Source organism: Pseudomonas sp. F220 (genome assembly GCF_057813935.1).
On the sequence record NZ_JBVASJ010000168.1, the window covers coordinates 1 to 299 of the forward strand.

Annotated in this window: 1 protein-coding gene; it reads right to left on the reverse strand. The window is 65.2% G+C overall.

Going from position 1 to position 299, the window contains the following annotated elements:
* Positions 1 to 299, reverse strand: a 299-nt coding sequence (locus ACZYSM_RS29485; RefSeq protein WP_489077222.1) for an Ig-like domain-containing protein, incomplete at both ends; no start/stop codon positions are given.

Consider the following 299-nt stretch of genomic DNA (forward strand, 5'->3'; position numbering starts at 1 on the left):
TGGCCGATCGGCGCGCTGGCTGAGTTCAGCGTGAACAGGTGCCCGTCATCGACATCAGTGTCGTTGGCCAGCACATCGAGGGTCAGGGTCTGGTTTTCCGTGCCGGCGGCCACATCGGCCACCGCCACCGGAGCGTCGTTGGTGCCGGTGATGGTCACGTCCACGCTGCTGGTCGAGAGTGCTCCGTGTTCGTCCTGCATCGTGTAGCTGAGCGTGACGTGTTCGACCGCGCCTTGCGCCAGGTGGTCGAAGTCAGCCCCCGGATTGAACAGCAGCTGGTTGCCCGCGACGCTGACCGT